The 26,411-nt window shown below is 42.8% G+C and carries 24 protein-coding genes; 17 read left to right on the top strand and 7 right to left on the bottom strand.

Features of this window, described 5'->3' with window-relative positions; translation table 11 throughout:
* Nucleotide 1: 1 nt before the first annotated feature.
* Complete coding sequence (locus V7L05_RS07570; protein WP_335163301.1) at nt 2-904, bottom strand: S66 peptidase family protein; 903 nt, start codon at nt 902-904, stop codon at nt 2-4.
* Nucleotides 905-909: 5 nt separating this feature from the next.
* Complete coding sequence (locus tag V7L05_RS07565; RefSeq protein WP_335163299.1) at nt 910-2,229, bottom strand: ABC transporter substrate-binding protein; 1,320 nt, start codon at nt 2,227-2,229, stop codon at nt 910-912.
* Between the two features lie 316 nt (nt 2,230-2,545).
* On the opposite strand from V7L05_RS07565, the gene V7L05_RS07560 reads away from it, so the two are divergent.
* Nucleotides 2,546-3,289 carry a class I SAM-dependent methyltransferase gene (locus V7L05_RS07560; RefSeq protein WP_335163296.1) on the top strand — a complete coding sequence of 248 codons (744 nt, stop codon included), beginning with the start codon at nt 2,546-2,548 and terminating at the stop codon, nt 3,287-3,289.
* Between the two features lie 99 nt (nt 3,290-3,388).
* Nucleotides 3,389-4,456 (top strand): glycosyltransferase family 4 protein, encoded by a 1,068-nt coding sequence (locus tag V7L05_RS07555; protein WP_335163294.1) that lies wholly within the window; start codon nt 3,389-3,391, stop codon nt 4,454-4,456.
* A 374-nt stretch (nt 4,457-4,830) separates the two neighbouring features.
* On the opposite strand, the gene pgsA is transcribed toward V7L05_RS07555, so the two are convergent.
* Nucleotides 4,831-5,352, bottom strand: coding sequence for a CDP-diacylglycerol--glycerol-3-phosphate 3-phosphatidyltransferase (gene pgsA / locus V7L05_RS07550; protein ID WP_335163292.1), 522 nt, complete (start codon nt 5,350-5,352; stop codon nt 4,831-4,833).
* Nucleotides 5,353-5,489: 137 nt separating this feature from the next.
* Here pgsA and V7L05_RS07545 point away from each other — a divergent pair, with 137 nt between their 5' ends.
* From V7L05_RS07545 to V7L05_RS07510, 8 genes are all read left to right on the top strand, one after another.
* Nucleotides 5,490-6,911: an aspartate ammonia-lyase gene (locus V7L05_RS07545; protein ID WP_335163290.1), complete on the top strand. Its 1,422-nt coding sequence runs from the start codon at nt 5,490-5,492 to the stop codon at nt 6,909-6,911.
* Between the two features lie 142 nt (nt 6,912-7,053).
* The gene (locus V7L05_RS07540) at nt 7,054-8,025 is read left to right on the top strand and encodes a DUF362 domain-containing protein (RefSeq protein WP_335163288.1); all 972 of its coding nucleotides are present in this window, start codon (nt 7,054-7,056) and stop codon (nt 8,023-8,025) included.
* A 1,093-nt stretch (nt 8,026-9,118) separates the two neighbouring features.
* The gene (locus V7L05_RS07535) at nt 9,119-9,307 is read left to right on the top strand and encodes a hypothetical protein (protein ID WP_334944383.1); all 189 of its coding nucleotides are present in this window, start codon (nt 9,119-9,121) and stop codon (nt 9,305-9,307) included.
* Nucleotides 9,308-9,736: 429 nt separating this feature from the next.
* Entirely contained in the window at nt 9,737-10,249 is a 513-nt protein-coding gene (locus V7L05_RS07530) for an inorganic diphosphatase (RefSeq protein ID WP_335163286.1), read from the top strand.
* Between the two features lie 134 nt (nt 10,250-10,383).
* Nucleotides 10,384-10,767, top strand: coding sequence for an aspartate 1-decarboxylase (gene panD / locus V7L05_RS07525; RefSeq protein ID WP_335163284.1), 384 nt, complete (start codon nt 10,384-10,386; stop codon nt 10,765-10,767).
* Between the two features lie 11 nt (nt 10,768-10,778).
* Nucleotides 10,779-11,681: an MBL fold metallo-hydrolase gene (locus tag V7L05_RS07520; protein WP_335163282.1), complete on the top strand. Its 903-nt coding sequence runs from the start codon at nt 10,779-10,781 to the stop codon at nt 11,679-11,681.
* A gap of 48 nt (nt 11,682-11,729) precedes the next feature.
* Nucleotides 11,730-11,957 carry a hypothetical protein gene (locus tag V7L05_RS07515; protein ID WP_335163280.1) on the top strand — a complete coding sequence of 76 codons (228 nt, stop codon included), beginning with the start codon at nt 11,730-11,732 and terminating at the stop codon, nt 11,955-11,957.
* A complete protein-coding gene (locus tag V7L05_RS07510; RefSeq protein ID WP_335163278.1) occupies nt 11,954-12,238 on the top strand; it encodes a type II toxin-antitoxin system RelE/ParE family toxin in 285 nt (94 codons plus the stop codon). The genes V7L05_RS07515 and V7L05_RS07510 overlap by 4 nt, the downstream gene beginning before the upstream one ends.
* Nucleotides 12,239-12,306: 68 nt before the next feature.
* Here the strand turns inward: V7L05_RS07510 and V7L05_RS07505 are convergent, their stop codons facing one another.
* From V7L05_RS07505 to lepA, 4 genes are all read right to left on the bottom strand, one after another.
* Nucleotides 12,307-13,302, bottom strand: a complete 996-nt coding sequence (locus V7L05_RS07505; RefSeq protein WP_335163276.1) for a WD40 repeat domain-containing protein — start codon at nt 13,300-13,302, stop codon at nt 12,307-12,309.
* A 219-nt stretch (nt 13,303-13,521) separates the two neighbouring features.
* Entirely contained in the window at nt 13,522-14,748 is a 1,227-nt protein-coding gene (locus tag V7L05_RS07500; protein ID WP_335163274.1) for an HhoA/HhoB/HtrA family serine endopeptidase, read from the bottom strand.
* A gap of 80 nt (nt 14,749-14,828) precedes the next feature.
* Nucleotides 14,829-16,151, bottom strand: coding sequence for a D-alanyl-D-alanine carboxypeptidase (locus V7L05_RS07495; protein ID WP_335163272.1), 1,323 nt, complete (start codon nt 16,149-16,151; stop codon nt 14,829-14,831).
* A gap of 482 nt (nt 16,152-16,633) precedes the next feature.
* Nucleotides 16,634-18,445, bottom strand: coding sequence for a translation elongation factor 4 (gene lepA / locus V7L05_RS07490; RefSeq protein ID WP_335163271.1), 1,812 nt, complete (start codon nt 18,443-18,445; stop codon nt 16,634-16,636).
* Between the two features lie 153 nt (nt 18,446-18,598).
* Between lepA and V7L05_RS07485 the strand changes: the two genes are divergently transcribed.
* The 7 genes from V7L05_RS07485 (at nt 18,599) to V7L05_RS07455 (ending at nt 26,127) form a co-directional block, all read left to right on the top strand.
* Nucleotides 18,599-18,739: a hypothetical protein gene (locus V7L05_RS07485; protein ID WP_335163269.1), complete on the top strand. Its 141-nt coding sequence runs from the start codon at nt 18,599-18,601 to the stop codon at nt 18,737-18,739.
* A gap of 360 nt (nt 18,740-19,099) precedes the next feature.
* Nucleotides 19,100-19,336 (top strand): hypothetical protein, encoded by a 237-nt coding sequence (locus tag V7L05_RS07480; protein WP_335163267.1) that lies wholly within the window; start codon nt 19,100-19,102, stop codon nt 19,334-19,336.
* Nucleotides 19,337-19,509: 173 nt separating this feature from the next.
* Nucleotides 19,510-21,291: a sensor histidine kinase gene (locus V7L05_RS07475; RefSeq protein WP_335163265.1), complete on the top strand. Its 1,782-nt coding sequence runs from the start codon at nt 19,510-19,512 to the stop codon at nt 21,289-21,291.
* Between the two features lie 714 nt (nt 21,292-22,005).
* The gene (locus V7L05_RS07470) at nt 22,006-22,143 is read left to right on the top strand and encodes a hypothetical protein (protein WP_335163263.1); all 138 of its coding nucleotides are present in this window, start codon (nt 22,006-22,008) and stop codon (nt 22,141-22,143) included.
* Nucleotides 22,144-22,161: 18 nt separating this feature from the next.
* A complete protein-coding gene (locus V7L05_RS07465) occupies nt 22,162-22,392 on the top strand; it encodes a NifU family protein (protein ID WP_012408256.1) in 231 nt (76 codons plus the stop codon).
* Between the two features lie 78 nt (nt 22,393-22,470).
* Nucleotides 22,471-24,705 carry a glycoside hydrolase gene (locus tag V7L05_RS07460; protein ID WP_335163261.1) on the top strand — a complete coding sequence of 745 codons (2,235 nt, stop codon included), beginning with the start codon at nt 22,471-22,473 and terminating at the stop codon, nt 24,703-24,705.
* Nucleotides 24,706-25,062: 357 nt separating this feature from the next.
* A complete protein-coding gene (locus tag V7L05_RS07455; protein ID WP_335163259.1) occupies nt 25,063-26,127 on the top strand; it encodes a serine/threonine-protein kinase in 1,065 nt (354 codons plus the stop codon).
* Nucleotides 26,128-26,411: the final 284 nt, after the last annotated feature.

Genomic DNA, 26,411 nt, shown 5'->3' with positions numbered 1-26,411 from the left:
ATTACGAATTATGAATTTTTAATATTCCCTGATCAGCATCTAAAGTTACTTCTACACCCACTGGTAAGGCTGCATTCGGGGTATCATGACCAAAAGGTAGATGAGAGACAACAGGAATCCCCAAATCGCCTAAGCGATCGTGCAGAACTTCTTCCACACTAAAACTAGGCACATTTGGCGGGGCTTGACACCGAGTAAAACCCCCTAAAGCAATCCCCCGAAGTTTTGATAAAGAACCACTTAAACGCCACTGTGTTAGCATTCTGTCAATGCGGTAGGGTGGTTCTGTGACATCCTCAAGTGCCAAAATCACACCATCAAAATTTGGTTGCATTGGTGTATTTAAAAGATGAGTTGCGACTGTGAGATTTCCTGGTAGCAAAATGCCAGTCGCAATCCCGCCACCCCAACCATAACCTTTGAGAGGTTCGAGAGATCGCCCTTCTAGCCAATCAAACAATCGCTCGATTGACCAATCTGGCTCATCGGCGAGAGTTGTCATCACTGGGCCATGAACGCTGGAAATCCCTACGTTATAAAGGCTCCACAAAAGGGCGGTGATGTCAGAAAAGCCAATCAACCACTTTGGAAGTTCTGAGTTTTGTTGCCAATGCCAGTTTTCTAAGATGCGGGTGCTACCAAAACCACCTCTGGCACAGAGGATACCGCGACAATCTGGATCTTGCCATGCTGCTGCTAGCTGGTTACGACGTTCTTCATCTCTGCCTGCTAAATAGCCCCATTTATCATCTATCTTTGGGCTGATTTCTACTTGATAGCCACGCGATCGCCAGATTTCTAAACTCTGTTCAAACGGCTCAAATTCTCGTAAAGCCCCACTGGGCGCAATAACTCGTAGCAAGTTACCAGGTTTTAGAGGTGCTGGCAGAATTTTAGATTTCATCTAGATTACAGGGAATCCCAAATTGAGTCGAGGTTTGCTTGGGCTTGTTTGAGTGCTGTTTCTGGAGAAGCGCCTAACATGGTGGCTTCGATGGCTCGACCTAAACTGTCAGATAAACGACTATAGCCAGGAATGATTGGTCGAGAACCTGCTACAGGCATTTGGTCAATAAAGACTTTTAAGACAGGTTTTTGCTTGAGAAATTCTTGATAAGCCTGACTTTGGGCAGATTTGAGGTTAACTGGCAAAAAACCTGTCCCCATACTCCATTCTGTTTGGAATTCTTCACTCAAGACATACTCTAAAAATTTCAGTGCAGCTTGCTCTCTTGCTGGTGTGGTCTTCATCAAATACATATTTCCAGTAGCTGTCACCGTCGTCGGCTTCAGATTTGCAGGTATAGGGAATGCATTAAAGTCAACATTGGACTTCATTATATAAGTCCAAGGGCCTGTGATTTGCATAGCAACCCGACCTGCCATAAAAGCGTCTTCTTCATAACCTCGCTCTGGGGAAGAAAGAGTTGCTGAACCATCTTTTAATAGGTCTTGCCAAAATTGTAAGGCTGCGATCGCACCGGGATTCATCAAATTTGGGCGATTATTTGTCACAACTTCTCCGCCAGCGCTCAATAAAAAGGGGAACCAACTAAAGACAGTCCATTCTTCCTTTCCTAAAGGCAGTAACATTCCGTACTGTTCAGGTCGATTATCGCCATTCCGGTCTATGGTTAATTTTTTGGCGACTTCCCTCAACTCTTCCCAAGTCTGAGGAATTTGGGTAATTCCCGCAGCTTGGAAAAGTTTAGGTCGGTAAAAAATGCCCAGATTGGCCGTGTAAAGTGGGATTGACCAAAGATGACCATCTAATTTTAATTCCTCCCATAAGTTGGGGCTAATTTCCGACTTCACTGGCAATTTATCCAGCCATTCTTCTAAAGGTCGAATTGCCCCTAATTCCATAAACTGACCTGTCAATTGAGGATCGAATGACAGAATATCTGGAGGCGCATTGCCCACAACTGCTGTTAATATTTTTGGCAATTGGGGTTGACCGATGAAGATAGATTCTACCTGAACATCAGGATGAGTCTGATTAAATTTATCTACTAGTTTGTCAAACACATCCCGATTACTAGGGGGATTGATTGATTGCCATAAACTCAGATGAATTACTCCGTCATTTTTCTGGACTGTCCCCTGACAACTATATAAGAATATGAAAAATATACTCAGAATAATTCCCATCAGCAAAAGCCGCCAAGCAGAATTGGTCAACTGGCGGTAAAAACTCGGAATTTTCGATTGAAAAAGGGTAATTATCATGCAAGTTTTTAAGGTGAAATAATACTTTGCTTCAATGGTTTTATTGAATTTAAAAAAATATCGGCGTGTAAATACATAAAAATTTAATTACAATTATTGATTTTATCCATATTTTTATATTTAAAAATATCTCCTTTATATCCAAGATTATCTAAAATCCAGCAACTAAGGCAATTTTTATCAAAAAATCTCTCTAATTTAGAAAATATTGCTCAAATATACTATATTTCTCCGTATATTTACGAGTGCAAATAAGTAAAACTAGTATATATTTATTCTATATAGAATACGTTTATTTACTTGGCACACAAATTTGATGGTAAATTCTACCACGCCTTTTTTCTTAAGTAGCTTTTTAGAAAATTCATTTCACTTCAAGCATCATCTACAAGATTTTTTACATTTAGATTCAGAAACCATAGAGACAAAGTTAGCAGCAAAACAAGATGAAATAAAAAACTTAGGACACAAAGATTTTAATTGGCAAGAAGCAAGTGCTTTCTATCGTGATCAAGTAGGAGAACTTTACTTATTTGAATTGGGGGCTTGGCATCTGTCAAGTCATGAATATATAGGAGATACCTTGCGGTTGATTGCAGATTATGCCCAAGGTCGAGTGTTAGATTTTGGTGGTGGAATCGGAACTCATACCCTTGGCGCTGCTCTTTCTCCACAAGTGGAGCAAGTGATTTATTATGATATTAATCCGATAAATCGTGATTTTGTTCAGTATCGAGCTGAGAAAATGGGACTGGATAAAAAAATAATTTTTGCTGTGGAAATGCCTGCAAAAGAGAAATTTGATACAATTTTGTGCTTTGATGTTTTAGAACATCTGTTAGATCCTAGCCAGCAGTTATTACAATTTTATCAAGCTTTGAACTCTGAAGGTAAGATGATAGTGAATTGGTATTTCTTTAAAGGTTTTAATCAAGAATACCCTTTTCATTTAGATGATCCGAAAGTAGTAGAAATATTTTTCCAGACACTTCAGAGTCACTTCTTAGAAGTTTTTCGCCCTTACCTGATTACAACTCGCTGCTACCGGAAGCAGAGTTGAATTTAGTTTTATATCTTTTGGGTGGAGCCATAGCGAAAGCCAATAAGTACGTTGTTTAGATGAAAATATGATCTTTATGAAAATATGTTAACGGTGAAAATGTACCATAAATTATTATTTATGTCTACCCCAATGGGTGCGTTAGGTTCAGGATTGGGAGGCGGAGTAGAGTTGACCCTATCTAATATTGCTATAGAGATGCTGCGGCGGGGACATAAATTAGAAATTGTTGCACCGCAAGGATCTATCAGTAATTCATTGCCTATTAAAGAAATTCCCGGAGAACTAATACAGATACCAGCGCAAAATCAGAGTCGTAGTGATCCGATTTTTCTGCATAAAAATTCTGTTTTAGCGAATATGTGGGATTATGCTCGCCAAGTGCAAGCAGATTATGATTTGATTGTTAATTTTGCTTATGATTGGTTGCCATTGTATTTAACACCATTTTTCAACTGTGCGATCGCACATCTGATCAGCATGGGTTCTTTGACAGATGCAATGGATGAAATTATTGAACAAGTAGCAATCAATTTCCCGAATACTATCGGTGTTCACAGTCAAACACAGGCGGCAACTTTCACATTTGCAAAACGGTGTATTTGTCTACTAAATGGTTTGGATTTATCTATTTATCAATTTTGTCCCAAACCAACTCAGAGCTTGGCGTGGGTAGGTAGGATAGCTCCTGAAAAAGGACTAGAAGACGCAGTAGCAGCAGCAGAAATCACCGGGATTACACTGAAAATATTCGGATTAAAACAGGATGTATCTTACTGGGAAAAGATTTGTCAAGAATACCCTGATGCTCCCATAGAATATGTCGGATTTTTACCAACAGTTGAGCTACAAAAAGAGTTAGGCCAATGTCGAGCAGTTTTAGTAACTCCTCGTTGGATAGAAGCATTTGGAAATGTCGCAATAGAGGCGCTTGCTTGTGGAGTGCCTCTAATTGCTTATCGTCGGGGTGGTTTAACAGAAATTGTTCAAGAAGGCAAAACTGGTTTTTTGGTGGAACCTGATAGTGTCCCAGGTTTAGTAGAAGCAATTAAGCATTTGGATGAAATTGATCGCCAAGCTTGTCGCCAGCAAGCAGAAACTTTATACTCTTTAGAAGCTATGGGCGATCGCACCGAAGAGTGGTTTCAAAAAATTCTGATAAACTGATAGAGTACTGATTTCGTTTAACTTAGATAAACTGAAAGGAAACATTTGCAGTTAAAGGCTGTGGTAGTGGTTTTCCTTGTGCTTGGTAATCTTCAATCAAAAGTTCCAGCACTTCCTCACCATTATTGAGAGCATCAGCGTAGGTATTTCCATGAGTGTATAAGGGCCAAACTCAGGTAGGCTGACAATGTACTTTTTATCTCAATACTGTTCAGTTAAGGCTAAAAGTCTTTGTGAAAGTTAATTTTTTAACGAACCGCAGAGGCGCAGAGAACACAGAGAGAGAGAAAGAGAGAGAAGGAAGAAATGCTTAACTGAACTGTATTGCTTTTTATCTTCCATCGACCACTGAATTACAATACTATATTGTGGTTTCATTCATGTTCAGTGCTAGCTTTTTGCGGCAAAAGATAAATACCCCCAGAGATTAAAGTCAGGGTAACAGAAACCCAAAAGGTAATCACAGAGGGAATTTGCCACACTTCCGGTAGAGGTGCAATCAAAAGCGCGATCGCAACTATTTGACTAACAGTTTTGAGTTTACCCCAAATATTCGCCCCGGTAATTGTCGTTTGATTTACTCGCCAACCTGCGATCGCTAATTCCCGCGCTAAAATCAGAAACACTCCCCAAGCTGGCACTTTTCCTAGTTCAATAAAAACCAGCAACGGCGCAAGTACCAACAATTTATCCACTAAAGGATCAAGAAATTTACCCAAGTCAGTAATTTGGTTGAGTTTCCGCGCCAAATAGCCGTCTAACCAATCAGTCAATGCAGCAATCAGAAAAATCGTTAAACATATCCACTTAGCTTGAGGTGTGGGATTATATAAACCGTAAAGCAGAAATGGTATCCCTAATAAGCGAGAGAAAGTAATCCAGTTGGGTATGCTCATAGGGAATTCAAAAATCAAAGTTAACAAGTGTAAAGCAACAAGCAGCCAAGCAAATATGCAAAATCTATGCAGATTAGTGTATCTGAGTGTGCTTGCGTGGGAAAATCTGTTTTCTGTAGCTCTCTTAAAATAATACTATGACTGAACAAACAGACTCCCAATTCCGTATCGAACGCGATTCGATGGGCGATCGCCAAATTGCTAGTAGCGTTTATTACGGCATTCAAACGCTCCGGGCAATCGAAAACTTCCCAATTAGCGGACTAAAGCCTTTATCTACTTACATAGATGCTGGAATACTAATTAAAAAAGCTACAGCAATTGTGAATGCTGAACTGAATTGCATTCCCCAAGATATTAGTCAGGCGATTGTGCAAGCAACTGATGAAATCCTGGCTGGGAAATTCCGGGATCAATTTGTCGTGGATGTTTATCAGGCGGGTGCTGGAACATCTCACCACATGAATGTCAACGAAGTTCTCGCAAATCGCGCCCTAGAAATTCTTGGTGAAGAAAAGGGCAATTATAAACGTGTTAGTCCCAATGATCATGTTAATTATGGGCAGTCTACCAATGATGTGATTCCTACGGCAATCCGCATTGGTGGATTATTGGCATTATCCAAGATATTACACCCAGCACTAGATGGGGCGATCGCATCTTTAGAAGACAAAGCTGTAGAATTTCAAGATATCGTCAAATCTGGCAGAACCCACTTACAAGACGCTGTACCAGTGCGTTTGGGTGAAAATTTTCGGGCTTGGGCGCAAATTCTTACAGAACATCAAAACCGGATTTACACCGCCTCTGGAGATTTGATGGTGTTGGGCTTGGGAGGTAGTGCAGCCGGAACGGGTTTAAATACTCATCCTCTGTATCGCGCCCGTGTAGTAGAAGTTCTCTCAGAATTGATTGAAACTCCTTTAGAACCTGCGCCCCATCTCATGGCAGCCATGCAAAGTATGGCATCATTTGTAAATGTTTCCGGTGCTTTACGCAACTTAGCGCAGGATTTAGTCAAAATATCTCATGATTTGCGACTGATGGATTCAGGGCCAAAAACAGGTTTAAAAGAAATTCAACTCCCGCCAGTGCAACCCGGTTCCTCAATTATGCCAGGGAAATATAACCCAGTCATGGCAGAGATGACATCAATGGTGTGTTTTCAGGTGATGGGTTACGACAGTGCGATCGCATTAGCCGCACAAGCAGGGCAATTAGAATTAAATGTGATGATGCCGCTGATTGCCTATAACCTAATTCACAGTATCGAAATTCTCGGCAATACCATCGCCGCACTCACCGAACGCTGCATCCAGAAAATTACTGCTAACCAGGAACGTTGTTTGGCTTATGCCGAAGGCAGTTTAGCTTTAGTAACCGCACTAAATACCCACATCGGTTATTTAAATGCTGCTGCTGTCGCCAAAGAATCTTTAGAAACTGGTAAATCCCTGCGCCAAATTGTTTTAGAACGAGGATTGATGAGTGAAACAGACTTAGCCACAGTCTTAAATCTAGAACAAATGAGTGGTATCTTACCGCTCAAAACAGAATAATAGGTTATGGGGCATTGGGCAATTCAATTTTGGATTTTGGATTAAATTTCAATTCTTTAATCCAAAATCTAAAATCTAAAATTCTCACTCCCTCATCTCCCCCATCTCCCTCATCCCCCACTCCCCACTCCCCTATCTATCCATGCAGACTCAAAAACCATCTGTCAGTCTCATTCGGGCTACATCCTACGAACGAGAAGCGTTACGGGAATCCTTAGTCATTCTCCTGGAACCTTTTGGAGGGATGGCAGCATTTGTAAAAAAAGGCGATCGCGTTTTACTCAAACCAAATCTACTTACAGGGACGCGTCCTGGTAAAGAGTGTATCACCCGTGCCGAACTAGTTTACGAAGTTGCCCAGATGGTAATTGAGGTTGGCGGTAAGCCGTTTTTGGGCGATAGTCCGGCTTTTGGCAGTGCCAAGGGCGTAGCAGTGGCAAATGGCTATCTGCCTATTTTAGAAGAACTCAATCTTCCCATTATTGATTTTCACGGTCAGCGTTACCAAACCATTAGTGACAATTTTAACCATTTGCGACTGTCTAAAGAAGCAATGGAAGCAGACGTAGTGATTAACCTACCTAAAGTGAAATCACATATGCAATTGACATTAACACTGGGCGTAAAAAACTTGTTTGGTTGCGTCCCTGGCAAAATGAAAGCTTGGTGGCACATGGAAGCCGGAAAAGACGCGAATAGATTTGGTGAAATGTTAGTAGAAACTGCCAGAGCAATTAATCCTAACTTAACCATATTAGATGGCATAATCGGTCATGAAGGCAATGGCCCCAGCAACGGCGAACCTCGCCAACTTGGTATTTTAGCAGCCGCATCAGATATATTTGCTTTAGATCGGGCAATGATAGAAATCCTCAATGTTTCTCCTGAACAAGTGCCTACAGTTGCAGCTTCCCAAAGATTAGGAGTTTGTCCAGAACTTGCTGCCATAGAGTTTCCGCATTTAAATCCTGACTTATTAAAAATAGAAGATTGGCGACTACCAGACAAGTTAATGCCCATCGATTTTGGTATGCCCCGCGTAATTAAGTCTACGTTTAAGCATCTTTACACCCGATTTATCAAGGAACCAATGAGTGTTTACGGAAGGGAGTAAGAATTTTAGATTTTAGATTTTAGATTTTAGATTAAAGAATTGAAATTTAATCCAAAATCGTCAATCCAAAATCCAAAATTGAATTGTCCAATGCCCAATGCCGAATTTGCAAGTGCAAACTTCGTTACAGCAATTTCATTTATTAGCAGAGTAATCTGTAATTACCCTCCGATTGCTTAACCAGACCGCCCTACTATAGTTAGTGGCGGTTTTTTTAGCCCCAACCCATCTCCTTTAGGACTTACGCAAAATATCTCTCAAACTCTGATTTCTCCGTGTCCTCTGCGCCTCTGCGGTTCGTTATTCCGTAACTCGTGCGTAAGTCCTATCCTTAATCAAGGAGAGGCAGAGTGGTTTCATACAAACAGAGAGAAAGACACAAACGAAATCTGGCGAGAATCCGTTACTCGTCTGTACCACCTGACAAAGCATTTTTACTCTACCTATATATAGATTGACAAAATTGCTGTGATATTACATAGATTTGAAAATTGAAATTCGGAAATATTTGTTTAGTGGTATCACTGAATTCATGCTGCACCACACAGTTGAGGTATCTGTATTTATTCGGTAGTTAGAGTGGTTACAAAAATCATTCCTACTAGTTTCTTCTTTGGTGTCAAATATTTTTGTGTATATCTACTATACAACAATCGAAAGCACCGATAGATATTCAGTGCTTTTGCGGTTTTGTATTCTGTATCACAAATTAGCAATTTCAGTAAAATGACCTTATCAAAGGCGTTGCAGAATGATATAATCATAAAGTATCGGACAAATACATTTTGCTAATTAATCTTTAAGTAGCGAAAAAATGTAATTTATGATGCTGTTAAAGTTGGCTTTGCGTATGCGAACCGTTACACCATACAGGGAAACATCTGAAAATATTAATCACAAAATAAAACATGATTTGTTGACTTGTAATTTGGTATTAAGAATTTCATGTATTAAAACGCTATCATGACAGTTGTAAAACTGGTTGAGCTTGTACAATGCTACACATTTTACAATTGAAAAATAGCTAAAATAGCATCAAGACTCTCACTGAGAGAGTAGACCTGCACAGTATTACGAATAACTTCAATTTTGTATGAATTCAAATAGCCAGTCTGCCAATTCTGCCGACACATATTCCCAACGTTTGGCAGACATTGTGGGAACTGCGATCGCTCTGTTAACTCTCACCCTACCCGTATTTGTCATCGCCCACTATTCTTCAACTAATGTTGAAAACAACCAGCAACCCCTGATTCAAAACCTACAAGGAAGTAAAGATTGATAAAGCTTCCCAGTAGCATTTCACCAGCAGGAGAGCTAGAAAAAAGGAGAAAACAGATTTTGAGACAATCTCTGTAAATTTGGCTTTAGTTTAATCAGCAAGAAGCTGAATCTGTATTATGTGACTCCAGGTTTCAGTTGTATTGACAGAATAGGGGCAGAAATTCCTCCCCCAGCAATCAAGGGCGGAGGATATCTCTAAATACCCTCTTGAATAAAGCGTTGCGAAGTTTCCTCGCAACGCTTTTTCCATTTTTTGGCTAATTCAAGGGAGATGAGGGAGATGAGGGAGAAATAACCAATGCCCAATGCCCAATGCCCCATGCCCTGGAATAAATACCTTGGGAAGAGATCCATATTGCCCTAAAATTCTACACGGGGAGCGAAGTTGAGTTCCCTGATGATTCACTGTTAGCGGAGGAGTTTTTTTGTGGACTTATCTCGTATTCCTGCCCAACCGAAACCGGGTCTAATCAACGTTCTGATTGAAATTACTGGTGGAAGTAAAAATAAATACGAATACGACAAGGAACTAGAAGCTTTTGCTCTAGACCGAGTACTTTATTCTTCGGTACAATATCCCTATGACTACGGGTTTGTACCCAATACTTTGGCTGATGATGGCGATCCCCTAGATGGTATGGTGATCATTGACGAGCCAACCTTTCCAGGTTGTGTGATTGCCGCACGACCGATTGGCTTTTTGGAGATGATTGACGGTGGCGATCGCGATGAGAAAATCCTTTGTGTTCCTGACAAAGATCCGCGCTACACTCAAGTAAAATCCCTGAAAGACATAGCCCCACACCGCTTAGATGAAATTGCCGAATTTTTCCGTAGTTATAAAAATTTGGAAAAAAAGGTGACTGAAATTCTCGGTTGGCAAGATGTGGACAAGGTTGCAGCTTTAGTAGAAAAATCCGTCAAAGCTTATAGAGGATAATAGAAGAGTTAAGAGTTAAGAATTAGGAGTTAAGAGTTATGAATTTTTATTCCTAACTCCTCACTCCTCACTTTTCACTCTAATAACTTTCGCTTGTTACGGATCGCAAAAACTGCCACTAATCCCAAACCAGAATGCAGCGTACTATCCTTTTGGCAAAAATTCATAACTGCACCCTCACAGGGGCGAATATCAACTACGTGGGTAGTATCAGCATTGATGAAATCCTTTTGGAAAAAGCTGGTATCTTACCCTATGAGCAGGTGCAAGTAGTTAATAGTGCCAACGGTCAGCGCTTTATTACCTATGCGATCCCGGCTCCAGCCTATTCAGGAGTCATTGAATTAAATGGGGGTGCGGCACGTCTGGGCATTATTGGCGATCGCTTGATTATAATGACTTACGGGCAGTTAACTCCAGAAGAGTTAAAAAGTTACTCTCCTACGGTAGTCATTGTGGACGAAAAAAACAGGCTGTTGGAAGTGCGGCGCTACGATGACCTCCTCAGTAAGGTCTAATTTCAAAGAAAATGTCAAATTTTGAGTTGTCGGGTTCCCAGAGCTACATAAGAGAAAAGTCAGCTACCATGCCAAGTAGTCCAGCAAGTGAATTTATCGTGCAATTCTGGGGTGTAAGAGGTTTGATTCCCACTCCAACTAGCAACACCAATCATTATGGTGGTAATACCGCTTGTGTAGAAATGCATGTAGCTGGGAAACGCTTGATTTTTGATGGCGGTACTGGCTTACGCATACTGGGTAAAACTTGGCAACAAGTACAAGAGCCACTAGAAGCCCATTTATTTTTTACCAACTGCCAAGCAAATCGGATTCAAGGGTTTCCCTTTTTTGCTCCGGCATTTATTGGGGAAAATTGTTTTCACATTTACGGCACAGCTGCCTCAAATGGAGCCTCAATCAAACAATGTCTGTATGACCAGATGCTCCAGCCACACTTTCCTTACCCTTTACAGGTAATGCAGTCGGAATTGCAGTTTTACAATCTGACTCCAGACAGTGAGGTAAAGCTAGATGATGTCACCATTACAACTGCATTAATCAATCAAACTCAGCGTTCAGTTGGCTACCGAGTTACTTGGCAAGAGTATAGTGTTGCTTATGTCACCGATTTGCACCAGAATGCAGATCAAGTGGAGCGAGAGCGGATTTTACAGTTTATTAAAGGCGTTGACTTGCTGATTGCCAATGCCACTTACACTCCCCCGACATCTCACAATCATGACTCTGCTGATTTACTCTGGCAAGCTGCGGTGAATGCGGCTCTGAATGCTAGTGTCCAACGGCTAGCCATTTCTCATCATCACCCAGATGACCATGATGATTTTCTCGACCAGGTTCAAGTCGATGTTAAATCTGCTTTTCCTCAAGCCATACTAGCCCATGAAGGTCTAGTATTAGCTGTTGGTAAGTGATTTAGACACGATCAAGTTTCTAAGAGCAGTTGATAGTCTAATTCGATCATGAGTACTCTAGAACAAGTGCTGAAAGACGCTTTGCAACTTTCCTCCGAACAGCAAGAAATGCTGATCAAGATTCTCCAAAACCGCCACCACGAAAATCGTCGTGCAGAAATAGCGGCGGATGCTCAACAAACCCTAGCTGATTTTCATACAGGTAAATTTCGGCATCAGTCAGCCCAAGATGTTATTTCAGCATTACGCCAGTCTTTAAACGAACCGGAGAAATGAGACTGCTAGTTTTGACCCCAAAATTCAAACGAGCATTCCGTAAGTTTGTGAAGCGAAATGCTGAACTCCAGCAACGCATTGAAGACACGCTTCAAGAAATGGAAGCAGACGTATTTGCCCCAGCCTTGGGCACCCACAAACTGAGTGGCAAACTCGACGGTCTTCAGTCCTGCTCTTGCGGCTATGATTGTCGTGTTGTCTTCTCAATTGAACTGGATGCAGAAACGAATAGTGAAGCCATTGTTCTGCTCGACATCGGGACGCATGATGAAGTTTATTAACTGTGTCGTGATATGACTAAGCGGAACCAGCGAGCAGTATTCCTGGAGCGATCGCACCCTTTGATAACCTAACGATTACGGCAACTCTCATTACTATGCCAAACTTTGATGCTGTCATTAAACGCATAGCTGACAATGGTTTTCCCATCTAGGCTAATTGTGAGATTGTCAATCCTAGACTTATGCCCATACAGTACACAAAGCTGCTGCCTATTCTCTAGATCCCAAACTTCAATTTCGTTAATATTGCCAACGGCAAGCAGTGAACCATCAGGTGTCATAGCACTATGAGGCATATCCGAATCAGGTTCGCGCTGGCTGATGCCAAGTGTATAAAGGAATTCCGTAGTTTGTATATCCCAAATGGCAACGGTCGTTTCTTCACTAGGTTTGTCCCTTTGTGCCACACCAGCAATGATTTGACCATTTGGGCGAGTTGCAACTGCATCAAGCCAATGCCTACAAATACAATTGGGGGAATGGAGGGAAGAATTTGAAGGTAGGGCATTAAATGTGCTGAGAACTTGCCCATTTTGCCAATCCCAAACTTGAGTTAGGAGATCAAATGCTTGAGCTACCAAAATACTACCATCTGGGCTGGGTAGTAAACAGCGAATTGGAAGATATGCATTTGCAAATAGCAAGGTGCGGAGTAATTGTCCCGTTGAGGATTCAATAACATTAATCTCAATCGTGGCATTCGTACCATAAGGAGCTTTGCATGTGGCTGAAAATAATACTTTTCCATCGGGAGTAAATGCTAAAGCACTGGAATCTCCTTGAAAAGAGATGAGTTCCTCTCCTGTCCAAAAGTCATAGGTTCGGAGATTGCCATAGCTATCATCACTGATGATGGTTTTCCAGTCTGGATTTACCAAAGTATTAAAGTGACCATACCGATCTCCATGCAGTCCAAATGAATGGTTGCTATTCCCAGTCGTTAAATCCCAAACCTTGACAAGATTGTGAAAACAGCCTACCAGAAGAATTCCATCTGGGCTTAAGCTCAAGCTGTTTAAGTACTCTGAATGAGGTTCATCAAAGGTATGGAGACATCGAAACATAAACAGACTCTAGAAAAGAGTTCAGCGATAATAAATTTTTTAAATTACATATTTGGGTGGAAAAGAAGGTAGAATCGGGAAATCTACCTCATTGGGCTGCTGCCGCTAGTAAACGAGGCGGAGCCTCACAGGGCGCATTCCCAGCCAGAGGCTGGGAACGAGAGAAAGCTTTTCTAGACTGTCTAATATTCTTAAGTTGACACCAATAACAAATGTGTGCTACGAAGCATTTTGCAACTCAGCTGTGCGTATTGAAAGCTGCTGTGTTTGATTACCTCGTTGCACTTTCACCTGTAATACTTGACCAAGACGACTGTCTTCTACAAAGTTCTGCAATTGTTCAGCAGTGGTAATAACTTTACCATCAACTTGCAGAATTACATCCCCGCGCCGGATACCCGCAGATGCAGCTGGAGAATTGGGGACAACTCGCATCACAAAAACACCATTAATTTCTGGTATCTGAATCGGAGAGTTGGGATCGGTGTTATTTTCCTTGGCAAGTTCGGGTGTCAAAGTTAGCATTTGCACGCCTAGATACGGGTGAGCAACTTTACCATCACGTTGCAGTTGCGCGGCGATCGCTTTGGCTTTATCAATGGGAATCGCAAACCCAATACCCATCGCATCAGGACGAATGGCTGTGTTAATGCCAATCACTTCACCTTGGCCATTTAATAGTGGCCCGCCAGAGTTACCAGGGTTAATCGCGGCGTCGGTTTGTATAAAATCCAAACGTTTGTCACTTATGCCGACTTGGGCGCTAGAACGTTTGAGAGTACTGACAATTCCCAAGGTAACGGTGTTATCAAATCCTAAAGGATTACCAACTGCGATCGCCCAGTCTCCTACTTGGACATTAGTGGAAGAACCCAAAGGCGCGACTGGCAAATCGTTACCAGCCTCAATCTTGACTACTGCCAAATCTGTGACTTCATCAATGCCTTTAACTTTTCCTTCAAAGGTGCGGCCATCTTTGAGTCGGACTGTTACTTTATCAGCCTTATCGACCACATGAGCATTAGTCAGAACTAACCCGCTCTTGTCAATAATGAAACCTGAACCTAAACCGCGCAACTGCTGCTCAGAAGGCATCTGTTGGGAGAAACCGTCACCAAAAAACCGACGGAAAAAGGGGTCTTCCGAAAATGGATCAACGCGACGAGTAATTGTCCGCTCAGTATCAATGCGGACAACTGCTGTGCCGACGCGATTCACTGCTGCTGTGACAAAGCTAGTGCTACCGATCGCAGCAGTGGCTGGTGATTGCCGTTGGACAGTTAGTTTTGAAGTATCAAAGGTATCAAAAGCAGTTACTCTGGCTGCTGGTTCGGCTTGGGAGGGCAACACCTGCAATGTACTAACCATTAGCACAACTCCGAGCGCGATCGCTAAAACATGAGTAGTAAGTTGACGTAGAGATCGGTATATTTTGGGAAATCGCATAATCACAGCCAACATTCTTATAAGCCTAATTGTTGCTTAGTCGTGACAAATCTATATATAGTTATTTTTACCAAGATAAACTAACTTTTGAACAAGATTTCATTCCGACTAGTTGCGCCTAGCTGGGGTAAAGAGTTGATCACTGAGTGGGGAGTGATGGCAGCAGGAACGGTTGGAGATACTTGTAATTGTTTGATAACACTTTGCAATAGTTGGTCTTGTCCAGTCCGCAAACCCCCGACATTTGTGCCACGGTTGATAATCGCAAACCACACTAAACCGCGATCGCGTGTGGGCATCACTCCCGCCAAAGCGCTCACATCTCGGAGAGTGCCAGTTTTGATCACAGTCGCCAGGGGAATGTGTCTGGAGTGCAGTGTGCCCCGGTGATCAAATCCAGACATGAGGAACAAGTCAGCTAGATTCAGTTGATGGCTAGATGCCTCAATTTGAATAGCCATCAACATGGCACAGATAGCCCTGGGGGAAATGCGATTTTGAGGCCCCAGTCCAGAACCATTGATTAACTGAATTTCCTGTTGTGGCACCCTCGCAAGGTTGGCGGCGGTTGACTGCACCACATTTGCTCCCCCTACTGAGTCTGCCAGCATCTCTGCCATATCATTGTTACTGTAAACGTTCATCTCCTTAATTAGTTGTTTCAAGGGCAACGAACGATGACGCAGTAACAAAGTTTGTTGAGAATTTGGTTGTGCCTCAACTTTCACCCCACCTGCAATCAGAACTTGAGGCTTAGGTGTTCCCTTGGGCATAATTGAGTACGTGTAAATAGCGGGGCGGCCCCAAGTTGCCCGATTTAGTGTTTGCTTGAGCATTAGACCCGCTAGCATCGGCTGACGTTGGAAATTCATGGCAAAACTGCCAGTAATGAGCAAATTTCCCTTTACCTGCTTGATGCCCATTTTATTCAGAGTATTACCAAGAGCGATCGCTTCTTCCCAAACAAACAAAGGATCGCCACGGCCTGTAATTACCAAATCGCCCTGCACAACTCCATTTACCACTGGCCCAGTGACGCTGACCAAAGTATCAAATTGGTAATCTGGCCCCCAAGTTTTCAAAGCAACTAATGTCGTGGCAATTTTGGTTAAGGAGGCAGCCGGCAGAGGTGTTGTACCTTGGTGATTTGCCATCAGCATCGGCCCTGACTGCATCCAAATTCCCTGACTCTGGGCTAGATTTGGCGCCACCACTTTTGATGTGATCAGCTTTTTCAGATATTCCTGCACCGTAGTCGCCCCAGCTGGATTGGGATCAGGGGCAAGAACCAAACCAGGGCTACTTTGCCAAGTCAATGCATCTAAGGCATCTAGTGGCTTGATTTGTACCCCGGCCATTTCCAGCCAGAGCGACACCAAACCTGAACCCAATAATTCCAGCATATTTTATTCCTCTGTTAGGATTCTGATACGTTGTTTCCTGTGCTAATATACAAGCTTTTTTACGATAATCAGTATTGAGTCATAATAACTGCTGTTTTTCTGATCTGTAAGTAGGGGTGAATTATATTGTTTTCGTGGCTCCTTTGACCGAAGGGGGCAAGGGGAAAAAGCAAAAAACCCCTTGTCCACACGGTTTTTTAAAGCAGTGAATTCATTTATCAGTCATCAAAAACCTAACCGCCCAGACTAGGCTGGGCGGTTAGGTTTTTATCTTTTTTCAGGTTTACATGTAGCCGCAAGCAGTCAATTGTCTCTGAGGATTAAAACAAGTCGCAAGTCGCAAGTAAGTTTTGTGACGGGGATTTAGCGAGAAACGCGGTCTTGGGCTTTGCCCAAGTGGAGCGATTTCTCAAGACAGACCCCGACCCAAAACGTTCTGGCAATTGATAGCAGGGGACTTAAACTCCTAAACTTAGTTAATATTAGCTTTGATCCAAGCGCAGTACTGCCATAAACGCTTCCTGGGGTACGTCCACAGTACCAACAGATTTCATCCGCTTTTTACCTTTTGCTTGCTTCTGCAAAAGTTTCTTCTTGCGGCTGATGTCACCACCGTAGCACTTGGCTAGCACATCTTTCCGCAAGGCGGGAATGTGTTCGCTGGCGATAACTTTACTGCCAATAGATGCTTGAATTGGCACTTTAAATTGATGGCGAGGAATTAGTTCCTTGAGTTTTTCTGCCATTGCCCGCCCGACGTTGTAAGCTTTATCTCGATGCACAATCATCGCCAAGGAATCCACCGGATCGCCGTTAATCATGATATCCAGCTTCACCAGAGGATTTTCACGGTAGCCAATCAGGTGATATTCCATGCTGGCATAACCGCGCGATCGCGACTTCATCTGATCAAAAAAGTCAGTCACAACCTCCGCCAAAGGTAGCTCATACGTAAGTGTAGTTCGTCCTTGGGCGAGATATTTCATATCCTTAAAGATACCACGGCGATTTTGTGACAACTCCATCAAGCTGCCCACATAGGTTTCCGGCGTAATCATCTCTACTTGGACGTAGGGTTCTTCAATTTTTTCGCGCTCGTTGGGAGAAGGTAAGCGGCTGGGATTATCGATGTACAGTTCCTCACCTTTCAGGGTAATCACCTTATAAACCACCGAGGGGGCTGTAATGATTAAATCTAGGTTATATTCTCGCTCTAGACGTTCCTGGACAATTTCCATGTGCAGCAAACCCAAGAACCCGCAACGGAAACCAAACCCCATCGCGCTCGAAGTTTCTGGTTCGTAGTGCAGCGCTGCATCGTTGAGTTCGAGCTTTTCCAGGGCTTCCCGCAAGTCTTCAAATTGGTCAGCATCAATGGGGAACATCCCACAATAAACCATTGGCTTCGCTTCTGCATAACCTGGTAAGGGTGACTCTGCTTTCGCCTTACTTAGGGTAATTGTATCTCCCACCCGTGCATCGGCTACAGCTCTAATTGCCGCTCCCAAATAGCCTACTTCCCCAGCGTGCAGTTCTTCAACTTGCTTTTGAGTGGGAGAAAGGACGCCTAACTCATCAATTTCAAATTCTTTACCAGATGCCATTAAATGGATGCGATCGCCTTTTCTCACGGTGCCATCCATCACCCGGAAATACACAATTACTCCCCGGTAACTGTCGTAATAGCTATCAAATATTAACGCTCGTAAACGTTCATTTATCGTATTGGGCGGTGGCGGTATCCGCTCGACAACTGCTTCTAAAATCTCAGCAATACCAATTCCTTCTTTGGCAGAGGCCAAAATCGCCCCACTGCAATCTAGACCGATAATTTCTTCAATTTCGCCAATTACCCGTTCTGGTTCTGCCCCTGGCAAATCGATTTTATTCAAAACCGGGATAATTTCCAGGTTACTCTCTAACGCTAAATATACATTTGCTAAAGTTTGCGCCTCCACACCTTGGGACGCATCCACTACTAACAACGCTCCTTCACAAGCAACAAGAGAGCGGGAGACTTCATAAGAGAAATCCACATGTCCTGGAGTATCAATTAGGTTCAGCACATACTGCTGACCATCCTTAGCTGTGTAGTTCATCCGGGCAGCTTGCAGCTTAATTGTAATGCCGCGCTCCCGTTCCAGATCCATATTATCGAGAAACTGTTCCTTCATCTGCCGGTCTGCAACAGTGCCAGTAGCTTGCAGCAAGCGATCGGCGAGGGTTGATTTCCCGTGGTCGATGTGAGCAATAATACAAAAATTGCGAATGCGAACTGCGGGAACGTCAGTCATATACTATCTTTGCCTTAGCAGCAACCAAAGTTAAAAGAGCAATTTACTTAATGTATTTTAATGCTTTCTTAGCCAAGACGCTCCTAGCTTTTAGTGGGGAGTGGGGAGATGAGGGAGATGAGGGAGATGGGGGAGATGAGGGAGTAAAGAATAGTGAATAAATTCTTCCCAATGCCCCATGCCCAATGCCCCATGCCCCATGCCCCATGCCCCATGCCCAATGCCCCATGCCTCATGCCCAATGCCCAATGCCTCATGCCCAATGCCCAATGCCCCTCTTCACCCCATCTTTAGCTTTGGATCTAAATAGGTGGACTTTTAAGAATATTATGAAAGTCTATTTGTCGCTGCTAGTATTCAACAGCTAGGAGCGTACAATGAATGTAAATAAGTACATGTAGGGATCATGTAGGGATCAGGGGCAATTGCGACTCGTAATTACCCATAATCGCCGATTTATCGACAAAACTTCTAGAGCCATTGTTTAGTCAGTTATATGAAAAATGCGATTTGAAACTTAAGGCTGTTACTTTAGTGCTATTTCGGGGAACTATGTAATTGTGCCCTTGAAGGTTTTTCAGTGAATTAGCCCAAATGATCAATATAACTACTTCACAAAGCTTTAGACAAAACCAATTCAGAGTATATAAACCTATGAATATGCAAGAGAAAACTGCCGAAGCGGAAAACACACGAGCCGAAAAGGTAGAAATTGCTGTCCGCCTAGACTCCAAGTTACTAGAGCAAATTCAGCATCTCACCAATGACCCAAGTAAAGTGATTGAGGTGGCGATTCGCCAGTGGTTGCGGGGTGAAATCCTCAGAGATGATGAATTGACGCGTACCCCTGTGCGTACCCCCGTTCCTCCTCGCGGTGAATGGAACGATTGATGCCATCAGTCAACTGTCAATACAACTTAAAAAAAGTGAAGTTTGCCAATCTGGATTTCAAAATACCAAGAAATACTCAATAAAAAACGAAAAAGCTGTAAAAATTTATGCAAAAATTTGAGCAGCTTTAAGAAAATTACGGTCGGATACCTTTTGTCTATCCAACTCAATTAATGACTATTACTGCCAATTCCCAATTGCCGAATGTATTTTCCCAAAATCTGGAATCTATTACCAGTAAAACTGATGGCTCATTACCAACTCTAGGAGCCGAGTTGGTATATACGCAAGATGGGGCAGGGCGCTATCTAACTTTTTGTTGGCAGCACAGCGAACTCCTGGGGTTAAATGCCGAAAAGATAGTTGACGAACTTAACCAGACCCAAACTTTTGCCCCGGTGGATAAGGTTACTTATTTGGAACGATTGCACCGAATTTTGATCAGTTTGGTGCCAGAAAGGTTTCAGTGTTGGTTTAGCTACCACCAGGAATTATTTGAGTTGGACTTAGTGATTAGTCCGATTATGCCGAGTTTGGGAACGGCTGCCACTACAGTTTTAGTGATGGGACGGTTAGTGCAAGCGACACTCAACAAAAAACAAGTGGGTGTGGCATCAAAAACGCCCACACAAATAGAGTTGGCAATACGTTCACAGCAACACCAAAAACTGATAAATCGGATTACCAGAAATATTCGGCGGACATTGGATTTAGATATTATTTGGCAGCAAACAGTTGACAGTTTGGGGAAAGCACTGCGCCTACATCGCTGCATTATTTGTCCTTATCAGCCCTCTAGCTCAAAAGTGGAGGTGAAGGCTGAGTATCGCCAGCCAGAACTCAAATCAATGCTTGGCTTAGAAATAGATATAGCTTCTGAGCCTGCCTTTGCTCAGGTCTTGGCAACCCTAGAACCAGTTGTGATGGAAGTGGCTGGATACACAGAGTCTGGACGGCAGAAAACTTTGGTGATTGCGACTTGCTATCAAGACCAGGCGAATGGATTGGTTGCCTTGAATTGGCAGGATGAATGCTACACATTAACAGAATCGGAATTAGAACTGGCAAAAGAAGCAGCAGATCAATTGGGAACTGCGATCGCACATGCTACTTTATATAAAGAATTAGAAGCAGCACGTCAAAAAGCCGAAGAAGCTTCCCGCCTGAAGAGCGAATTTCTGGCTAATGTATCCCATGAAATTCGTACCCCCCTCAATGGCATGATAGGCTTCTTGAAGCTAATTTTAGAAGGGATGGCAGATGACCCAGAAGAACAAAACCAATTTTTGGCAGAAGCTCACCACTTATCGATACATCTGCTGAATATCATCAACGATATTTTGGACATTGCCAAAATCGAAGCTGGCAAAATGGAGCTAGTTTACGCTCCAGTCAAGCTAGATGAGCTATTCAGTGCTGTAGAAAATTTCATGCGTCCCCAAGCAGAAATGAGAAACCTCAGCTTTCGGATGCAAATGCCTGCTATCTCCGATGAAATTATTGTCCAAAGCAACTACCAACGGTTGCTACAAGTTATGCTCAATTTGGTAGGTAATGCCATCAAATTTACCCATGAAGGTGGTATCACCGTCAGCGCTGATTTAGTACTCAAAAAAGCGAAGCCGAACTTTCAAGGTCAGGAATTTCCTGGCATGGTGAGAGTACGTGTTGCGGATACTGGCATCGGTGTTTCTTTGGACAAACAAGATAAACTGTTTCAATTATTCTCTCAGGTGGATGGCTCCCGCACTCGTCACTATGGCGGTACAGGTTTAGGACTGGCTATATCCCAGAAGCTAGTGGAGGCAATGGGCGGTGAGGTACATTTTTATAGTCTGGGCGAAGGACTTGGCTCAACAGTCACATTTACAGTGCCACTATATCAACAACCAGTTATGGTTTCATCTAGTGATAGCGACTCAACAAACAGTGATGAGTTAGGAGTTAGGAGTTAGGATACTTGGCAATACTGGGTTTTGAGTTTTTAAATTTAAATTTTTTGAGCAATTAAATTATTATTTAATAACTAAATTGGAAATTGGGAATAATTCCGTCCCTAATATAACCGACAAAATTGTATAATTATAGATTGGGTTGAAGAACAAAACCCAACAAACGTCTAAATGTTGGCTTTTGCTCGGCTCTACTCAATCTACGAAAAATAGATTTTTGACTCCTTTTGACGCAAAGGTGTACTTAGGAAGATTAAACCCTGCCTTCCGTCGGACTGCAAAGCAGAACCTAAAGGCTAGAGTAAAGTAGGAGGCTCACGCAAAAACAATGTTTTAGCTAATCTGATATCAAGTTGCTAAAACCAGCAGTGGTTTAGTCAAAAGTCATTAAAAACTGACACTTGACAATCTAGCGGCAATTAGATTTAGGATCGATTTAACCACCCACACGGCTGCAAACAACAGGTCAAATTAGCGGTAGTACGCAAACCATAAGTAACTAGCGTGAGAAAGGGGAAATGGGATTGCCCGCTGATTCTTAGATAATCATGGCGAACCCCGGGAACACAAATCAATATCTGCCCGTGGAAGACGGGCGGCTGCGCGGGTTCCTTCTTGAGAGGATAAACGGTGAAAACCGAGAAACGCTGTGTCAGACCATCACCGGATTTGGTTCCGGACATTCAGCAATGATTGTTCCTAACGTGGCGACGGCGAATGAGACGCGAAGCTCCAACCGTAAGCGTTGCAGGTTGGAGTACTTCACTGAGTAACGGCGTATACGGTACAAGGATGATTATTATTCAATGCCCAATGCCCCATGCCCAATGCCCCATTCCCAATGCCCATCATTAACTTAGCAGGTCTAAAACTATGGAACTCACAATTGATAACGTTGAAACAGTCTTAGATGAAATGCGCCCTTATCTCATGTCTGATGGCGGCAATGTGGAACTTGTAGAACTTGATGGGCCTGTTGTGAAACTACGGTTGCAAGGTGCTTGCGGTTCTTGTCCCAGTTCTGCAATGACCCTGAGAATGGGTATTGAGCGCCGCCTCAAGGAAATGATTCCCGAAATTGCAGAAATTGAGCAAGTGGTGTAAAAGTTAGGAGTTAGGAGTTAGGAGTTATGAGTTTTGAATCAACTCCTAACTCCTTATTTTTAACTCCTAACTATTCCTATGTCCCATCCTCTCTACATTGCTTTTATCTGGCATCAACATCAGCCTCTGTACAAATCTCCTGGCAGCGGCGTTTCGCTATCTCCGAGTCAGCAGTACCGTCTACCTTGGGTACGTTTGCATGGGACTAAAGATTATTTGGATTTGGTATTGCTCTTAGAGCGGTATCCTAAGTTACACCAAACGGTGAATTTAGTACCATCGCTGATATTGCAACTCGAAGATTATATTGCTGGGACTGCTTTTGACCCTTATCTCACCGCCAGCTTGACACCAGATGAACAACTCACCCAGCAACAGCGCGAATTCATTATCCAACACTTTTTCGATGCCAATCACCACACCCTGATTGACCCTCATCCCCGCTATGCCAATTTGTACCAGCAAAGACAGGAAAAAGGGCAAGCTTGGTGTTTGGCAAATTGGGAATTGCCAGATTATAGTGATTTGCTAGCTTGGCACAATTTGGCTTGGATTGATCCGTTGTTTTGGGATGACCTGGAAATTGCTGCTTGGTTAAAACAGGGTCGGAATTTTACTTTAAGCGATCGCCAGCGCATTTATTCTAAACAGCGAGAAATTCTCAGCCGCATTATCCCCCAACATCGGAAAATGCAGGAGGCGGGGCAGTTAGAAGTTACTACTACACCCTACACTCACCCAATTTTACCCTTGCTAGCTGATACCAACTCCGGTCGGGTAGCTGTGCCAAATATGACACTACCTGAGCAGCGATTTCAGTGGGCAGAAGATATCCCCCGCCACTTGCGGAAAGCTTGGAACTTTTATAAAGACCGCTTTGGACAGATACCTCGTGGTTTGTGGCCTTCGGAACAGTCAGTAAGTCCGGCGGTACTACCATATATTATTAACCAAGGATTTAAGTGGATATGCTCAGATGAAGCCGTCTTAGGGTGGACGCTGAAACACTTTTTTCATCGGGATGGGGCGGGGAATGTGGAGCAACCAGAACTGCTGTACCAACCCTATCGCCTGCAAACCGCCGAGGGTGATTTGTCAATTGTGTTTCGTGACCACAGATTATCAGATTTGATTGGCTTTACCTACAGTGCGATGCCAGCAAAACAAGCCGCAGCAGATTTAGTGGGACATTTGCAAGCGATCGCTAAAATGCAAAGAGATAGTCAAAGTGAACAGCCTTGGCTAGTTACCATCGCCTTGGATGGGGAGAATTGCTGGGAATTTTATCCCCAAGACGGCAAACCCTTCCTAGAAGCTTTGTATCAAAGCTTGAGCGACGAACCCCACCTCAAACTTGTCACAGTTTCTGAATTTCTGGAAGAATTTCCCGCCACAGCCACCATTCCCGGAGAGCAACTACATAGTGGTTCTTGGGTGGATGGCAACTTCACCACTTGGATCGGCGATCGCGCTAAAAATCGTGCTTGGGATTACTTGACAGCAGCAAGGGTTATGCTCGCAAGTCATCCCGAAGCGACGGAAGAAAACAACCCAGAAGCCTGGGAAGCATTGTATGCCGCAGAGGGTTCCGACTGGTTCTGGTGGTTTGGTGCAGGACACTCTTCAAATCAAGATGCCATCTTTGATCGATTGTTTCGAGAACACTTGTTTGGCATTTACAAGGCATTAAATGAACCTGTACCGCCCTATCTCAAGCAACCAGTGGAAAACCACCAAGCACAGGCAAACCACGCCCCACAAGGGTTTATTCATCCCGTCATCGACGGTAGGGGTGATGAACAAGATTGGGACAAAGCTGGACGCATAGAAATCGGCGGGGCGCGGGGGACAATGCACAATAGCAGCGTCATCCAGCGACTTTGGTATGGGGTGGATCACCTGAATTTCTATTTGCGGCTGGACTTTAAAAGTGGCGTTGCACCAGGGCGAGATTTGCCAGCAGAGTTGAATTTGCTGTGGTTCTATCCAGAAAAAACAATGGTCAACAGTCCAGTTCCCTTGGCAGATGTACCAGATGCAGCGCCACTTAATTACCTTTTTCACCATCTTTTAGAAGTTAACTTACTGACGCAATCGATTCAGTTTCGGGAAGCTGGAGACAATCATCAATGGCAGCCCCGTTTCAGTCGCGCTCAAGTAGCTTTAAATAATTGTTTAGAGTTGGCAGTACCGTGGGCAGACTTGCAAGTTCCGCCAGATTATCCCCTGCGCCTGATTTTGGTGCTTGCGGATGAAGGGCGTTTTTCCAACTACTTGCCAGAAAATGCTTTGATTCCCATTGAGGTGCCTTAGAACTCAATACCGTTGGTGTTATACCATTTCACAAAATAGCTAGTCAACTTAACGTTAAAAGGGCGGTTATCTCGTTCCCAGTCTCAGACTGGGAATGCCCGTCGTTGAGGCTCCGCCTTCCTTATTGGCGGCAGAGCCGCAATTGAAGAGCATTTCCAGCCTCTGGCTGGAAACGAGGTTTGAAGATTTTTAAAATCATATTTAATCTTTATTGTCAATGCGTAAATTCTACATAAATAAATTTATTTTTACTTTTTGAAAGATTTTAATGATTTGGCAAAGATTCAGTAATCTTACTGTTGCCAATGAATATTTGTCGTAGAATTAGAAGCATTGCAGAGCATATATCTTATACTAATGCATCGCTTTTATCACAAAATTACAAATTTTCAAGAGAGCATTTCACCGCAAACTCAACTTGGCCAGATGTGTGGTTCCAAGCAACTATTTCGCGATCGCTATGAAATATTGCAAATTTTGGGTCGAGGTGGCTTTGGGATCACGTTTTTAGCCAAAAATGCCGTATTACCTGGGAATCCCCTGTGTGTAATTAAACAGCTTTGTCCGAAAGTGACTAATCCTCAAAGTTGGCAAAGGGCGTGTATGCGCTTTGAAAAAGAAGCAAGAACCTTGGGTCAACTCGGTAGTCATTCGCAAATTCCCATGCTCTTAGACTACTTTCAATCGAATGGGGAGTTTTTTTTAATTCAAGAATACGTGCCGGGTTTGACTTTGGCACGAGAAGTGCGGCAAACTGGGATCAAAAGTGAAGCCTCAGTTAAACAATTTTTACAGGAATTATTACCTGTATTACAGTATATTCATAAACATCATGTGATTCATCGGGATATTAAGCCCCAGAATTTATTACGGTGTGAGTATGACGCACGGGTAGTGCTGATTGATTTTGGGGCGGTGAAAGAGCAATTAGTTGACGTTTGTGAAAACTCAATCAATCAAGCTGCAAACACCAATTTTATTGGAACTAGGGGATTTGCACCACCAGAACAGTTTTCTCTACGTCCAGTTTATGCCAGTGATATTTATGCACTGGGTGTAACTTGTATTTATATGTTGACTGCGAAAAGTCCTTTAGACTTTGAGTATGACGCGAATACTGGTGAGATATGCTGGCAAAAAGAGGTAAATATTAGCTACAGTTTCGCCCAGATTTTAGGAAAAATGGTGAAAGTTGGATTAAATGATCGGTTTAAGACTACCGATGAAGTAATGAAAGCTTTAGGTAATCAAAGCTATGTGCCTACTTTGGCTGACTGTCTAACTACCCAAAAATCTACCGAAAAATTAAATAATAAAAGTATTACACAACACGAAAATCTTCACGAAAAGCCTGACGTATATATGTCACCTGCTGCCAGAACTGCTAGTGCTATTCGGAAATGGAAAGCAAGGGTAAAATAAACTAGCTCGCTGATTGAGCTAAAGTATCAAATTAACAATTAATCATGGAAGATTGAAAATATAAAAAACAAATTTAGTAAGCATTTTGACTACATTTTCTAGTCAGTAATGGTTGATTTCAAAGGGTTTATCTTTAATACTTAGTCACTTGTTGCTGGCCAATATACAAGCAAAATTACTAGGGCTGGCACATCAAAAAAAATTTCTATTCAGATTATTATATAATCGATAGAATAATTAATCCTATGGCTCTCGTAGTTTTCCACAGATGAGGAAGACTGACT

Origin of the sequence: Nostoc sp. (genome assembly GCF_036917755.1) — a bacterium.
In the GTDB taxonomy this organism is placed as follows: domain Bacteria; phylum Cyanobacteriota; class Cyanobacteriia; order Cyanobacteriales; family Nostocaceae; genus Nostoc.
Note: the sequence above shows the minus strand (reverse complement) of the source record. Positions and strands in the feature narration are given on the sequence as shown.

Coding starts and splice junctions, on each gene's coding strand:
- V7L05_RS07570 (WP_335163301.1), bottom strand. CDS start 904: ATGAAATCTAAAATTCTGCCAGCACCTCTAAAACCTGGTAACTTGCTA.
- V7L05_RS07565 (WP_335163299.1), bottom strand. CDS start 2,229: ATGATAATTACCCTTTTTCAATCGAAAATTCCGAGTTTTTACCGCCAG.
- V7L05_RS07475 (WP_335163265.1), top strand. CDS start 19,510: ATGACTATTACTGCCAATTCCCAATTGCCGAATGTATTTTCCCAAAAT.
- V7L05_RS07495 (WP_335163272.1), bottom strand. CDS start 16,151: ATGCTGGAATTATTGGGTTCAGGTTTGGTGTCGCTCTGGCTGGAAATG.
- V7L05_RS07535 (WP_334944383.1), top strand. CDS start 9,119: ATGAATTCAAATAGCCAGTCTGCCAATTCTGCCGACACATATTCCCAA.
- pgsA (WP_335163292.1), bottom strand. CDS start 5,352: ATGAGCATACCCAACTGGATTACTTTCTCTCGCTTATTAGGGATACCA.
- V7L05_RS07515 (WP_335163280.1), top strand. CDS start 11,730: ATGAGTACTCTAGAACAAGTGCTGAAAGACGCTTTGCAACTTTCCTCC.
- V7L05_RS07470 (WP_335163263.1), top strand. CDS start 22,006: ATGAGACGCGAAGCTCCAACCGTAAGCGTTGCAGGTTGGAGTACTTCA.
- V7L05_RS07460 (WP_335163261.1), top strand. CDS start 22,471: ATGTCCCATCCTCTCTACATTGCTTTTATCTGGCATCAACATCAGCCT.
- V7L05_RS07480 (WP_335163267.1), top strand. CDS start 19,100: ATGAATATGCAAGAGAAAACTGCCGAAGCGGAAAACACACGAGCCGAA.
- V7L05_RS07545 (WP_335163290.1), top strand. CDS start 5,490: ATGACTGAACAAACAGACTCCCAATTCCGTATCGAACGCGATTCGATG.
- V7L05_RS07500 (WP_335163274.1), bottom strand. CDS start 14,748: ATGCGATTTCCCAAAATATACCGATCTCTACGTCAACTTACTACTCAT.
- V7L05_RS07540 (WP_335163288.1), top strand. CDS start 7,054: ATGCAGACTCAAAAACCATCTGTCAGTCTCATTCGGGCTACATCCTAC.
- V7L05_RS07465 (WP_012408256.1), top strand. CDS start 22,162: ATGGAACTCACAATTGATAACGTTGAAACAGTCTTAGATGAAATGCGC.
- V7L05_RS07455 (WP_335163259.1), top strand. CDS start 25,063: ATGCATCGCTTTTATCACAAAATTACAAATTTTCAAGAGAGCATTTCA.
- V7L05_RS07505 (WP_335163276.1), bottom strand. CDS start 13,302: ATGTTTCGATGTCTCCATACCTTTGATGAACCTCATTCAGAGTACTTA.
- panD (WP_335163284.1), top strand. CDS start 10,384: ATGCAGCGTACTATCCTTTTGGCAAAAATTCATAACTGCACCCTCACA.
- V7L05_RS07510 (WP_335163278.1), top strand. CDS start 11,954: ATGAGACTGCTAGTTTTGACCCCAAAATTCAAACGAGCATTCCGTAAG.
- V7L05_RS07560 (WP_335163296.1), top strand. CDS start 2,546: ATGGTAAATTCTACCACGCCTTTTTTCTTAAGTAGCTTTTTAGAAAAT.
- V7L05_RS07520 (WP_335163282.1), top strand. CDS start 10,779: ATGTCAAATTTTGAGTTGTCGGGTTCCCAGAGCTACATAAGAGAAAAG.
- lepA (WP_335163271.1), bottom strand. CDS start 18,445: ATGACTGACGTTCCCGCAGTTCGCATTCGCAATTTTTGTATTATTGCT.
- V7L05_RS07555 (WP_335163294.1), top strand. CDS start 3,389: ATGTACCATAAATTATTATTTATGTCTACCCCAATGGGTGCGTTAGGT.